Origin of the sequence: Protofrankia sp. CiP3 (assembly GCF_917627345.1) — a bacterium.
Lineage (GTDB): Bacteria > Actinomycetota > Actinomycetes > Frankiales > Frankiaceae > Protofrankia.
On record NZ_CAKJTM010000117.1, the window covers coordinates 1 to 12,788 of the forward strand.

General features: G+C 70.4%; 14 protein-coding genes. 11 read left to right on the forward strand and 3 right to left on the reverse strand.

The window, feature by feature from the left end:
- The first annotated feature begins 483 nt into the window (after positions 1-483).
- The 8 genes from MJ797_RS23255 (at position 484) to MJ797_RS23290 (ending at position 9,057) form a co-directional block, all read left to right on the forward strand.
- The gene (locus MJ797_RS23255; RefSeq protein WP_091273688.1) at positions 484-756 is read left to right on the forward strand and encodes a hypothetical protein; all 273 of its coding nucleotides are present in this window, start codon (positions 484-486) and stop codon (positions 754-756) included.
- Complete coding sequence (locus tag MJ797_RS23260; RefSeq protein ID WP_239341219.1) at positions 701-1,270, forward strand: DUF6879 family protein; 570 nt, start codon at positions 701-703, stop codon at positions 1,268-1,270. The genes MJ797_RS23255 and MJ797_RS23260 overlap by 56 nt, the downstream gene beginning before the upstream one ends.
- A gap of 36 nt (positions 1,271-1,306) precedes the next feature.
- Complete coding sequence (locus MJ797_RS23265) at positions 1,307-2,149, forward strand: helix-turn-helix transcriptional regulator (protein WP_239341220.1); 843 nt, start codon at positions 1,307-1,309, stop codon at positions 2,147-2,149.
- 99 nt (positions 2,150-2,248) lie between these two features.
- Positions 2,249-3,499 (forward strand): methyltransferase, FxLD system, encoded by a 1,251-nt coding sequence (fxlM, locus tag MJ797_RS23270; RefSeq protein WP_239341221.1) that lies wholly within the window; start codon positions 2,249-2,251, stop codon positions 3,497-3,499.
- A gap of 86 nt (positions 3,500-3,585) precedes the next feature.
- Complete coding sequence (locus tag MJ797_RS23275; RefSeq protein WP_239341222.1) at positions 3,586-3,777, forward strand: FxLD family lanthipeptide; 192 nt, start codon at positions 3,586-3,588, stop codon at positions 3,775-3,777.
- A 101-nt stretch (positions 3,778-3,878) separates the two neighbouring features.
- On the forward strand, positions 3,879-6,953 hold the full coding sequence (locus tag MJ797_RS23280) for a lantibiotic dehydratase (RefSeq protein WP_239341223.1): 3,075 nt from the start codon (positions 3,879-3,881) through the stop codon (positions 6,951-6,953).
- The gene (locus tag MJ797_RS23285) at positions 6,950-8,113 is read left to right on the forward strand and encodes a lanthionine synthetase C family protein (RefSeq protein WP_239341225.1); all 1,164 of its coding nucleotides are present in this window, start codon (positions 6,950-6,952) and stop codon (positions 8,111-8,113) included. Before MJ797_RS23280 ends, MJ797_RS23285 begins: the two co-directional genes overlap by 4 nt.
- Positions 8,095-9,057 (forward strand): thiopeptide-type bacteriocin biosynthesis protein, encoded by a 963-nt coding sequence (locus MJ797_RS23290; RefSeq protein ID WP_239341227.1) that lies wholly within the window; start codon positions 8,095-8,097, stop codon positions 9,055-9,057. The genes MJ797_RS23285 and MJ797_RS23290 overlap by 19 nt, the downstream gene beginning before the upstream one ends.
- A gap of 11 nt (positions 9,058-9,068) precedes the next feature.
- On the opposite strand, the gene MJ797_RS23295 is transcribed toward MJ797_RS23290, so the two are convergent.
- Positions 9,069-9,281: a DUF397 domain-containing protein gene (locus MJ797_RS23295; protein WP_239341229.1), complete on the reverse strand. Its 213-nt coding sequence runs from the start codon at positions 9,279-9,281 to the stop codon at positions 9,069-9,071.
- Positions 9,278-10,147 (reverse strand): helix-turn-helix transcriptional regulator, encoded by an 870-nt coding sequence (locus MJ797_RS23300; protein ID WP_239341231.1) that lies wholly within the window; start codon positions 10,145-10,147, stop codon positions 9,278-9,280. The genes MJ797_RS23295 and MJ797_RS23300 overlap by 4 nt, the downstream gene beginning before the upstream one ends.
- 149 nt (positions 10,148-10,296) lie before the next feature.
- Here MJ797_RS23300 and MJ797_RS23305 point away from each other — a divergent pair, with 149 nt between their 5' ends.
- The 3 genes from MJ797_RS23305 (at position 10,297) to MJ797_RS23315 (ending at position 11,786) form a co-directional block, all read left to right on the forward strand.
- Complete coding sequence (locus MJ797_RS23305; RefSeq protein WP_239341233.1) at positions 10,297-10,644, forward strand: hypothetical protein; 348 nt, start codon at positions 10,297-10,299, stop codon at positions 10,642-10,644.
- A gap of 49 nt (positions 10,645-10,693) precedes the next feature.
- The gene (locus MJ797_RS23310) at positions 10,694-11,338 is read left to right on the forward strand and encodes an ATP-binding protein (RefSeq protein ID WP_239341236.1); all 645 of its coding nucleotides are present in this window, start codon (positions 10,694-10,696) and stop codon (positions 11,336-11,338) included.
- A gap of 88 nt (positions 11,339-11,426) precedes the next feature.
- Positions 11,427-11,786 carry a hypothetical protein gene (locus MJ797_RS23315; protein ID WP_239341238.1) on the forward strand — a complete coding sequence of 120 codons (360 nt, stop codon included), beginning with the start codon at positions 11,427-11,429 and terminating at the stop codon, positions 11,784-11,786.
- A 237-nt stretch (positions 11,787-12,023) separates the two neighbouring features.
- Here MJ797_RS23315 and MJ797_RS23320 read toward each other — a convergent pair.
- The coding region (locus MJ797_RS23320) for an ISAs1 family transposase (RefSeq protein ID WP_239341240.1) at positions 12,024-12,788 on the reverse strand (765 nt) is incomplete at its 5' end.

A 12,788-nucleotide genomic window follows, 5' to 3' on the forward strand; every position in this document is an offset into this window, starting at 1 on the left:
TGGGAGCCGACGACCGTCGCCGTGTTCGCCGGCCTGATCACCCGTGCCCACACCGCCGGCAAGATCGCCGGCGGTGCCGAGGCGTGACTCACCGCCGAAAAGATCTTCACTATCGATCTTGACATCCATAGGAGCATCCAGCGGAAACACCGATGATGGTCATGGAATCTCGGAATCTCGGAATCTCGGAATCTCGGAATCTCGGAATCTCGGAATCTCGGAATCTCGGAATCTCGGAATCTCGGAATCTCGGAATCTCGGAATCTCGGAATCTCGGAAACTCCGGCTAGCGCTGTCGATCGCCGCCGCGGCGACGGCGGGTGGAGATCAGCGGGTTGCATTGGGCTGAGGGGGCGCCGATCAAGGAGTCGCCCAACGATTGGGCGGTCTCCGTATTGTAGTCAGGCCTTGACGAACCGTGCCCGCTTGGCGGAGTGTGCACAGGTGGCCCACTTCGGCACACTCCTGAGTTCGGAGGCCTTGATGCGGCTAAGTTTCGTGGGTATCGATCCGGGGTCGCCTGACAACGGCTGCCCGGCGGTCTTCGTGGATGAGGACACCGGCGACCTGTGGTTCCAGGGCGAGTCGGTCACGGATCGGGAGGCGCTGGCGGAGGTCGCGCGGCACAGCCCGATCGGGTCGACCGAGGCTGTGGTCCGGCTCCCGGCGGTCATGAAGGCGTTCATCGTGGAGGCGGCGAGTGGGACCTACGAGCGAGGCAAGCAGGGTCCTGGGCCGCATCCCGGGCGTAGCTGAGGAGCCCGACCCGCCGTTCGACACGCTGCTTCGCGCGTGTGGGTCTTCCGCTGCGCATCTGGAGCTGCGGGATTCCTATGACGGCGGGGACCCGTGGTTTCGGGCGTGGCTCGCCGGCGATGAGGAGGAGTTCCAGCGGCGGCTGGCGCCCCGGCCATGGCTGGATCTGATCGGCGAGGTGACCGGTCGCGGGGTCGACGTGCGCCGGCTCCGGGTGGTGTCGGAGCCGGTGAGCGACTACATAAGATTCGAGCATGCGACGACGGCGTCGAACGTCGCTGCGGGTGAGCAGATCCGCTGGCTGCCCCGGCATCTGGCAACCGGCCTGCTGCTCCCGGCGAACGACTTCTGGGTGTTCGACGGCGAACGGGCGCAGTTCAACTACTTCTCCGGCGGTGGGGAGTTCCTCCAGACCCGGCTGTCGCCGGACCCGGCGATCGCCGCGCAGTGCACGGCGGCGTTCGAGGCGGTGTGGGAGCGGGCTGTGCCGCATCAGGACTACGAGCTGGTCTGACGACGGTCTTCGCGTCGTCGCGGCAGTCTTGCTCCTGTGCAGCCGTCGTCGTCCTCCAGTGCCCAGCAGGCCCGTCAGCTTCTCGCGGGCCGGCTTCGTGACCTGCGCCGCGATGCTGGTCTGACCGCGATCGAGCTGGCTGCCCGTGCCGGGTGGGAGCGTACGAAGGTCTCGAAGATCGAGCATGCCACCCGGCCCCCGTCGGCGGCGGACGTCCGCGCGTGGTGCGAGATCTGCGGCGCAGAGAGCGAGACCGCGGACCTGCTCGCGTCCCTGCACTCGGCGGAGGGGATGTGGATCGAGTGGCGCCGGATGGAACGTTCCGGGCTGCGGCACGCGCAGGAGGCGCGGCTGCCGCTGTATGAGCGGACCCGCCAGTTCCGCGGCTACAGCTGCTGGGTTGTGCCCGGCCTGATCCAGACCGAGGACTACACCCGCGCCGTGCTGCGTGCCTACCAGCAGCGCCGCGGAGTCCACGACGATGTCGAGGCTGCGGTCGCGTCTCGGATGAAGCGCCAGCGTGTCCTGCGCCGTCACCAGCGCACCGCCGCGTTCCTCCTTGAGGAGTCCGTGCTGCGTAACGGTTTCGGCGGGCCGGCGGTCATGCGGGGCCAGTGCGCGCACCTGGCCGAGGTCACGACGTGGCCCGCGGTGTCCCTCGGGGTCATCCCGGTCTCTGCCGATCGTGGCATGGCCAGCCCTGTCGAGGATTTCTGGATCTTCGACAACGACCAGGTGAACGTCGAGCTCGTCTCGGGATATCTGACGGTGACCCAGCCCACCGAGATCGCCCTCTACGCGCAGATGTTCGCCCGTCTGAGCGAGATCGCCGTCTTCGGCGGCCGGGCCCGTGATCTCATCGCCGCCGCGTATCAGTGACCGTGGTCCTGATTGCCACACTCGGGCACACTCCTGGCCGTCGTGATCCCGCCGGTCCTACGGTGATCGCGCCCCCGACGACCACCACTGGAGCGTGACGTGACTCAGGCCCCCGACGCGGCCAACCCCGACCAGGCGGACGAGAGGCGGGCTGCGATGGTCGACCGCCTCGTCACCGACGGCTGGATCAGCGGGCCCGAGGTGGAGGCCGCGTTCCGGACCGTTCCACGGCACCTGTTCGTGCCGGACGGCACGCCGCTGGAGAAGGCCTACGACGCCGACCAGTCCGTGGTCACGAAGGCAGGCCCGCACGGCGTGAGCATGTCGACGGTGTCGGCGCCGTGGCTGCAGGCCCGCATGATCGCCCAGGCGGGTATCGCTCCGGGGATGAAGGTCCTCGAGGTGGGCAGCGGTGGCTATAACGCGGCCCTGCTCGCGCACGTCGTGGGCGAGCAGGGCCAGGTGGTGACTGTTGACATCGATCCGGAGGTGACCGCCCGCGCGACCGCGGGGCTGGACGCCGCCGGCTACGGCGACAGGGTCATCGTTGTCACGGCGGACGCCGAGCACGGCGTGCCGGCGTACGCGAGCTATGACGCGATCGTGGTCACCGTCGGGGCGTGGGACCTGGCACCCGCGTGGCTGGAACAGCTGACCGGCGACGGCGTCATCGTCGTGCCGCTGCGGATGAACACGTTCACCCGGTCGCTGGCCTTCCGCCGGTCGGGAGAGCACTGGGTGAGCACGTCGGCGCAGCTGTGCGGGTTCGTGCCGATGCAGGGCCTGGGAGCGCGCAGGGAGCGCCGGCTTCAGCTGCGCGACCCCGCCGGCGGGGTGGTGACGCTCCTGTTCGACGAGGCTGAGATGGACAACCCGCGTTCCCTGGCCGGTGCACTGGAGCACGGCCCGGTCCAAGCCTGGTCCGGAGTCACGATCCCGGCCCAGGGCGAGTTCGGCGACCTGCATCTGTGGCTCGCCGGCTTCCTGCCCGGCTTCTGCCGCGTCGAGGCCGGGCCCGGCACGCCGATGGCGGCCGAGGGCGTGTGCAGAACCTGGTTCCCCTTCGGAGCGGTGCTCGACGACTCGTTCGGCGTGATGGAACTGCGCGACAGTGACCTGCCCGGCGGGGACCGCGAGTTCGGTGCCCGGGGATACGGGCCGCACGCCACCGAGGCGGCCGAGGCTCTGGTCGCCCAGATCAAGGCCTGGGACGCCCACGGCCGGCAGATCCCCGACGACGCCTTCGCCTACTGGCCCGCGGGCACCACCATTCCGGCCTCCGACGCTCCCGTAGGCCAGTTCCACAAGATCCACGGCACGGCCACCATCACCTGGCCCCCGGCCGGCTGACGCTCCGCCTCCAACATCCACAGCCCTTTCGCCAACGCACATTCCGGTACTCCGTCCACGCCCCCACCTGCCCAGGAAAGGTAGCCATGACGCCACCCTCCGCAGTTCTCGCGCCCTCTGCGACTTCCAGCGACCTTGACCCGTTCGACGTCGACCTTGATCTGCGGGTGATCGAGGCGGTCGGCCCGCTCGTCATCACGATGTGCGCCACGGACGACAACTGCGGGTCGACCTGCAAGCCGAGCGCCTGCTCCACTTCCTCCGACAACCCGTCCTGACGACGCCCCGTCCTGACGCGGCCGGTGCCACCGGTGTCCCCTGGGACACCGGTGGCACCGGAGCCCGATGACCTTGTTGCCGCCTGAGCGAGGAGCCCGGCATGGCCGCGCGATACCGGCATCACGGCGTGGTTCTGCTCCGGTCGACGACAGATCCTGGAGATCTTGACCTGCCACGCGACCTGGACCTGGCCGACCTCGGGGCTGTCGAGGCCGAGGGCGGTGCCTGGCTGACGAAGACCTGGTCACGGAACGACGTCCGCGCTGCGGTCACCGCGGCGAGCAGCGACTTCGCTGCCTGGGTCGATCGTGTTGTATCCGGATCTGGGCAGGCCACTGCCCGGGATCGGCGGCGCGCGGTGCTGTCGCTGGCGTCCTACCTGCTGCGGTGGCAGCGGCGCGTCACGCCGTTCGGCCTGTTCGCCGGAGTCACACCCGCCCACGTCGGACCAGCGAGGGCGGCGATCGGCGGTGCCCACCCGGTGATCGCGCGCCCGGATGCCGCGTGGATCGCTACCCTTGCGCGGCAACTCGCCCGCACCCCTGCCTTACGGGAACGGCTCACCGTCACGGTGAACTCGATCGCGATCTTCCGGGACGGCCGGCTGATCCTAGCCCGCCGCGCTCCGCTCGACGCCCGGACGCCGGGCCCGGTCCGCGAGACGTCAATCCGCGCGGCCGACCCCGTGCGGGCCGCCATCGACCTGGCCAGAACACCGGTAAGCATCACCGGGCTCGCCGCCGCCCTTACCAAGCGGTTCCCCGGGGCGGCGCCAGACCGCGTCCGCGCACTGCTCGACCAGCTCCTCGACGAGGAGTTCCTGCTCACCGACCTGCATCCGCCGATGACAGCCGGCGACCCATTGGAGTACCTGTGCGCCACGCTCCGCGCCGCCGGCGCCGGCGAGATGCCGCAGGTCGCCCCGGTGCTGGGCGAGCTGGCGGACATCGCCTGCATCCTCGCCGCGCACAACGACTGCGCGAGCCCGGCCGACGCGACCGCGCTGCGCGCGGCCGCCGGCAGGCGGATGGCCACGTTGACGCCCACCATGGACCGCCCGCTGGCGTTGGATACCCGGCTCGACGGAGACGTGACGATTCCCGACTCGGTGCTGAACGAGGCCACCGCCGCAGCCGAGGTGCTTCTCCGCCTGACAACTTGGCCGTTCGGAGCGATGTCCTGGCTGGAATACCAGGCACGGTTCAAGGAACGCTACGGCCCCGGCGCACTGGTGCCGGTGCGGGACCTCGTCGCCGACTCCGGACTCGGCTATCCGGACGGCTACCTCGGCGCGCCGGCCCCACGTCCGGTGTGGCGGACGCTGACCGAACGCGACGCGGCCCTGCTGGCTCTGATCCACCAGGCCGCCCTGGAAGGCAGCGACGAGATCCGCCTGACCGGTGACGACGTACGCACCCTTACCGTCGGTGATCCCGACGCGGTCGTGCCGCCAGCACGCATCGAGATCGCTGTCGCCCTGCACGCCCGATCCACCGAGGCGATCAACGCCGGGCACTTCGAGCTGCAGGTGACCGGGACGGCCCGCGTCCCCGGCAGCATGGCCGGCCGCTTCACCCACCTGCTCACCACCGCGGAACGCGACGCACTCGCCGCAACCTTCCGCACAGCGGACCATCAGGAGGACACCCTCATGGTGCAGGTGTCGTTCCGGCCGCGGGTGCCCCGCACCGAGCACATGACCCGGGTCGCACCCCTGGCAGACACGATCCTTCCGATCGGGGACCATCCCGACGGCACCACGATGGTCGTCTCCGTCGACGAGCTAGCCGTGACCGCCGACGCGGCGCAGCTCTACCTGGTGCATCTACCCACCGGTCGGCGCGTGGTCCCGCACATCCCGCACGCGCTGGAGATGACCGCTTTCACCCCACCGCTCGCCCGGTTCCTCGCCGAGGTCGCGGACGCCCGCTGCGCCGAACTACGCCCCTTCGACGTCGGCGCGGCCCGCGTCCTGCCCTACGTGCCTCGCATCCGCTACCGCAGGACGACCCTGTTCCCCGCCCGCTGGAACCTGGAGAGAGCCGCCCTCGATGGCTGTCCAGGCACCAGCTTCGATACGCGGCTGGCCGCGTGGTGGCGCCGGTGGAGACTTCCCAGCCGCGTGGTGCTCTGCGACGGCGAGCAGCGGCTACCGCTGGACCTCGAGCACTCCCTCGACCGGGAACTCCTGCACGCCCACCTGACCCGCACCTCGCGCGCCGAACTCCGCGAGGACAACCCGGCCGGCTCCGACGACTGGCTCGGCCGGCCCACCGAACTCCTCATCCCGCTGACCCTGGCCAACCCACCACGACGCCCCCTGCCGGTCACCGCTACGCCCGGCGACGCGCACCACCCAGGGACGGGCCTGGTGGCCTGCGCCCGGATCACCGGCAACCCGGCCCGCTTCGACGATCTCATCGTCGTCCACCTGCCCCGACTCGCCGACCGTCTGCGCCCCGAGGCCACACGCTGGTGGATACGCCGCTACCGCGACATGATCCACCCGGAGATCCCGCAGCACATCACTCTGCACCTCCGGCTGACCGATCCGGATCGTTTCGGCCCGCTGGCCGCCGAACTCGCCCGGTTCGCCGCCGACCTGGAGGGCCGGGGCCTGCCCGCCGCACTGAGCTTCGTCCCGTACTACGAACAGCCCGGCCGGTACGGCAGCGGCAGCGCCCTCGCCGCAGCCGAAGACGTCTGGGCAGCCGACACCGCCGCGGCCGTCGCCCAACTCGCCACTGCCTCCGACGGTGTGCCGGGCCAGGCACTCGCCGCCGCGTCGATGGCCAGGATCGCGGCCGTGTTCGCCCCCGACCCCGCGGCCGGCTACCGAGCCCTGATCCGCTGCCTGGACCAGGGAAGCGGCCCCCTGGATCGCGACCTGCGTGATCTGGCCTGCGACCTAACCGACCCGGCCGGTGGCCCACGCGCACTTGCCGCAGTGCCCGGCGGTGACACCGTCACGCAGGCCTGGGCCGACCGCGACGCCGCGCTCGCCGCCTACCACGAGCAGCTGGCCGCACAGCGCGACCCAAGCACCGTGCTACGGACCCTGCTGCACGAGCACCACATGCGTGCGGTCGGTCTTGATCCCACCTTTGAGAAGCAGACCGGACGCTTTGCCCGCGCCGCCGCCCTCCGCCAGCTCGGAAAGGCCGGCCACCTGTGACATCACCGACGATCAACGCCGATCAGGCGGCTACCCAGTCCCTCGCTCACGGCGCGGCCGGTCTCGCGCTGCTACGCGTCGAACTCGCCCTCACCGGCTCCGGCACCTGGCACGACGCGCACGAAGCCCTGGCCCTCGCCACGTCCGGGCCAGTGGACGGCAGCCCGAGCGGATGCCTCGTCCACGGCGCCCCCGCCCTGCACTTCGTGCTGTACGCCGCCGCCGCGGACGGGCGGCCCCGCTACCAGGACGCCGCAGGCACCCTTGACCGCCACCTGCACCGCATCACCCGCGGGCGACTGGATGCCGCCGGCAGCCGCATGGCACGTAACACGCCGGGCACGTTCGGCGAGTACGACCTGTTCTACGGGCTCACCGGCCTCGGCCTCATCCTCCTGCGCACCGCCCCGACGAGCGACACCCTCGCCGACGTCCTCACCTACCTCACCCGGCTCGCCACCCGGCCCCTCACCCTCGACGGACTCCAGGCACCAGGCTGGTGGGCAGCTCGCGACCCCGACCCCCTGTCACCCACCCCGGGCGGCCACGCGAACCTGGGCATGGCCCACGGCGCGGCCGGCATCCTCGCCTTCCTCGCCCTCGCCGCCCGACGAGGCTGCACCGTGGAGGGTCAACAGGACGCGATCAAGATTCTCTGCGCCTGGTTCGACCGATGGCAGCAGCACTCGGACGACGGACCGTGGTGGCCACAGTGGCTCACCCGCAAGGATCTACGCGCCGGATACCCGGCCCAGCCGACCCCAGGACGGCCGTCCTGGTGCTACGGGATCCCCGGGATCGCCCGCGCCCTCCAACTCGCCGGCATCGCCACCACCGACCTCGCCCGCCAGGTTGCCGCCGAGTATGTTCTGGCCCGCTGCCTGGCCGGGCCCCAACTCGCCATGCTCCCCGACGCGGGCCTCTGCCACGGCCTCGCCGGCGTCTACCAGACAGCCGTCCGCGCCGCCGCCGACGCGATCACACCCAGCCTCGGCACCCACCTGGCCGAACTCACCGCCGTGCTGACGAGACAGGCAGCCATCTCCGACGGGACACCCGCGCTCCTCACCGGTGACACCGGAGTCCGGCTCGTCCTGGAGACCGCCCGCCGCGCCGCCCCGCCCGTGTCCGGATGGGACTCATGCCTGCTGCTCACCTGACCGCGCCGGCCGCCGGACAGGTCGCCGACGCCATCCGCGCCCTCCTCGCCGGAGGCGACCTCGCCACCACCGCGGCCGAGGTGGGCCTGGAACCGGCCGACCTCGCGGACGCGGCAGACGCCTACCACCTGGCCGGACTAGCCGCCCTCGAACAACACGCCCACGGGCGATGGCACCAGGTGCATGTTCGCCCTGCTGGCCCCGAACCCGCCGACCGCACCCTGACAGCCCGCCTCGGCCCCCGGCTCGACGCGCTCGTCGCGGACCACGCCGCGGCCGGCTGGTGGTACATGAACAAGACCCCAGGCTGGCGTATACGTCTCCTCGACGCGGACACCGACGCCGTGTCCGAGCTGCTGAACGATCTGGCAGGCGCCAACACCATCGCGGCGTGGAACCCAGCCATCTACGAGCCGGAAGCAGCCGCGTTCGGCGGGGAGACCGGGATGGGCATCGCCCACGCCCTGTTCTGCGCCGACTCCGCCGGAGTCCTCGACTACCTCCACCGAGAGAACCCGCCACTGGACCGCCGAGAGCTGTCCGTCCTGCTGATCAGCGCGATGTGCACTGCCGCCGGCCTCGACTGGTACGAGTGCGGCGACGTCTTCACCCGGATCGCGGCGATGCGCCCAGACCCGCCCGCGGCTGCCGCGCGGGCCGCGCTCACTGCCCAGCTCCGCGTCCTGCTCTCAGCGCCTGCCCACACCGGATCGCCGCTGTTCGCCGCCAACGGGCCGGCCGCGTTCGCCACCCCATGGCGCGACGCCTTCGAGAAGGCAGGGCAGCGCTTGGGCACGGCGGCCACCACCGGCGCCCTGAAGCGCGGCCTGCGTGCCCTCCTCGCCCACCTGGTGATCTTCCACTGGAACAGGCTCGGCCTGCCTGCAGGCACACAGGCAACCCTCGCCCACGCGGCGGCCCGCGCATGCCTTCCCGAGGACTAACCCGTGAACATTCAGTCGAACTCGTGGCCCTGTACGCCGGCGAGGAAAGCGGCCCATTCGGTGGCTGTGAAGTTCAGGACCGGTCCGCCTGGGTTTTTGGAGTCGCGGACGGCTCGGCCGCCGCCGTCGGGAAGGGTGGCGACCTCGACGCAGTTGCCGCCGGTGCCGCCGGAGTAGCTGCTCTTGCGCCAGTTCAGTGGGGCGTCCGCGCTGGGGGTGGTCATCGCTGTAGGTCCTCACGTGCCGCTTTGATGATCGAGAGGGTGTTGGGGGTGGGCGCGAGGGCAGAGCTACGGAGCTGGTTCATCCAGGACTCGTAGCGTCGTACCTCGGCCTGTTTCTCCAGGTAGAGGCTGCCCGTGGGAGCTTCGATGTAGACCGTCTCGGAGGCTCCCCCGGTGTCGGGGAAACCCAGGATCGTGAAACTTGCGATCATGCCGGCGTGGGCGCCCGCGGTGAACGGCACGACCTGGATCGTCACCGCGGGTTGCTCGGCCGCCTCGATCAGCCGGTCCAGCTGGCGGGCCATGACGGTGGGGCTTCCGACGTGGCGGCGGATCACGGCCTCATCGAGGATCGCCCAGAGCTGGACAGGTTGATCTCCCGTGAGGATCTTCTGTCGGTTCATCCGGACTTCCACGGCCCGGTCGACTTCGTGGGCGGGTAGCTCCGGCGAGGCGGCGCGGATGACCGCCCGTGCGTAGTCCTCGGTCTGGAGCAGGCCGGGGACGAGCAGGCTCTCGAAGGTCGTGATCGTGGACGCTTCGGCCTCCAGGCCGATGTAGACCTGGAACCAGCGGGGCACGAGATCGCCGTAGGAGTGCCACCAGGCGGGCTTGCGGCTCTCCTTCACCAGAGCAAGCAGGGCTTGGCGCTGCTCGGCGTCCGTGACGCCGTAGAGATCGAGCAGATCCGAGACGTTACGCAGGACGAACCGGAACTGGCCGGTCTCCATCCGGCTGATCGTCGGCCCGCTGCGATGGATGTGTTCCCCGGCCTGGTCCACGGTCAGTTCCTTGGCCTCCCGCAGGCGGCGCAGCTCCGCGCCCAGGCGCCGGCGCCGCACGGTAGGGCCTGGTGTGCTCGGCATCGCCCTCCCTTCTCCCGGTAGCAGTCTGCCAGCTCCTGTCTCGGGCCGATCAACCCTGACTCACGTATTCGTCATACGTACTTGCGTATGAGAGTTCCATGAGTGCATTCTGTCAGTACCCCCGGCGCCGCCCATGACGGAGCTGGGGCGTGGAACGAAGGGCACTCCAGGAGATCGTTTCCGGTCGGCAAGGGGGCAGGGCCATGGAGGAACACCGGTACGTGGTGTGGGACGCGGAGGGACGGCCGCTGGGCGCGTTCGGCGACTTTGACACCGCCCACGAGTGGGCGCACCGGCGCCTGCGGCAGGCGCTGACCCGCCTTCCCCTGACCGTGGATGACCGGGTGGCGAAGGTCAGCCGCCGACTGTCACAGGCGCGCTGCGAGCTGGTGGCCTGGGTCGAGTTCGCCGTTCTCCCGGGCTGCGACCTACCCGGTCTCGCTCCGGCCATGGGCGACCCGTCGCGCTGCCAGTCCGCGCGGCCCACACGCGGATGAGCGCCACGATCACCGGCCGCCGCACGCGCAGCGCCGTGCGGAGACCGGCATGACCGAGGGCGCCTCGGCTGCGATCCGGGTGGCCGTAGCACACTTCCCACCCACGGCCGCCGCCGTTCCCGACGTGCGCACGAGCACCGTCCGCACCCTCACCCGATGGTCCGTCGACCCGGACGACGTCGACGTCGCCGAAGTCGTCGTCTGCGAGCTGGCCTCCAACGCGATGAAAGCCAGCCACCCGGACGACGTCGTCGCGATACGGCTCACCGCGACCAGCGGGAGCGTCCTGATCGAGGTGTGGGACAGTAATGACACCACCCCCCGCATCACCAACCCGGACACCGACAGCGAGGACGGCCGAGGCCTGCTCATGGTCGGTGCCCTGAGCAACCGATGGTCCTGGTACCGGGCCAGAACCGGCGGCAAGGTCGTGTGGGCGCAGCTCCCGGCCACGATGACGCGGGCCGTCCCCGCCTGCAGCACCGCGGCGTTGGCGACCCGTACGCCCACGCCCGTACCTGCTCCCGCCCGTCCGGTCGCCTTCGACAGTGACCCGGTCGTCCTACAACGGGTCATCGATCGGCTACGTGTACTCGACGACTGGCACCGCCCGCCCCCGGGACATGGTGTGAAGGACCGACACCACAGCAGCACCCGCCACAACGACGTCCGGCCGGGGGCCCTGCGCCAATGACGATCACTCGTCCTGCCGTTACCCCCGCGCTGAGGACCTCCAACCGCTCCCCCGACGTCGGCTGGCCGTGGCCGGCCGCGCAGGCCGCATGACCCCGCATTCCCGTCCCGTTCCGATCGCGCTGCGCCCGGTCGTGTTCCTCGCGCGCATGGCCGCTCTGCCCGAGATCACACCGCCGGAGGAGATGGCACGGATACTCGCCACGTTCACCCCGCCCATCGACCCGGCCTCGCCGCAATGGGCCGCCCTGCGTGCCGCCCTCGACCACTACGACGCCGCACAGGACCAAGCCGGCTTCGACGAGGCCCGCAGACGGGTCATCATCGCCGCCGTCATCTTGCTCGTCGGGCCGACAGGCCACGGAGCAACTGACACGCCCGCCCGGTACCGCCTGCCAGCACAGCGGACACCTCCCGGCGAGAACACCCCGCAGGACGATCGACGCTGACCCGACCGTGACGCGGCGGGCATCGAAAAAGACGCGACTTCACTTCCCGAAACAGACCGCCAGCCAGTAGACGGATTTCACTGACGCGATTGAGCCAAACAAGGCAGTCATCATTCTACGACCGTAAACGTTTGGTTATCCCGTGGGATGACGTGCCAAGAGCCCGGCCGGTGGTGGTCGGGTGTCGGCTCGGCCCAGGGGAGAACCCAGGGCGTGCCGCAAAGTCGTTGATGCTGGTCAGGCCGGGTTTTCGAGGCCGAGGATGGCCGTGAGCAGGGCTGGGTCGTGGCGGAGGCGGCGCACGGTGGGGCCGATCCGGGGGTGTCCGGTGAGGCGGAGCAGGCCGATAGCGAGGTTACGGAACGTGGCCATGAGGCGGGGCAGAGGGCCAGTCCGGACCCGGGAAGCATCCTCACGGAACGTCACATCCCTGACCCAGTGGACCTTGTTTTCCACAGTCCAATGATCACGAACATACGTGGCGAGTTCGGCGGCGGTGACCTTGTCGAGGGCCAGACTAGTGATCACATGGACGGTGGTTGTGGTGGTGGTCTTCCGGGTGACGCGGCGCCGGGGAGTGCCACGGGTGACGGTGCGGGTGGTCCGGCGGCGGATCCGGGCGACAGTGCGGGCGTGCGGATGGCGGGCGCGGATCGCGTCGCCGGCCTCGGCGAGCTGGATCGTGCGCCGTTCGAGCCGGCCGTGGGCCTTTCCTTCGGTGGTGTGGCCGATCGGGGTCTTCGTCCAGTCGGTCACCTGGTGACAGTCGACGGCCAGGGCGGGGGTGTTGTTCTTGACCGTGAACACGAAGTGCGCGCCGAGCTCGCCGACGATCGCCTCGGCGTGGGCGCGGTTGGTGTGGGCGGCATCGGCGGTGATCACCTGGCCGGTCAGCGGGTGGTAGGTGTGCAGCTCACGCAGCAGCGGGACGAACGCGGAGACCTCGTTGGTCTTCGCGCCGATCTGATGCTCGGCCAGCACGGCCCCGGTGCCGTGGGTGAC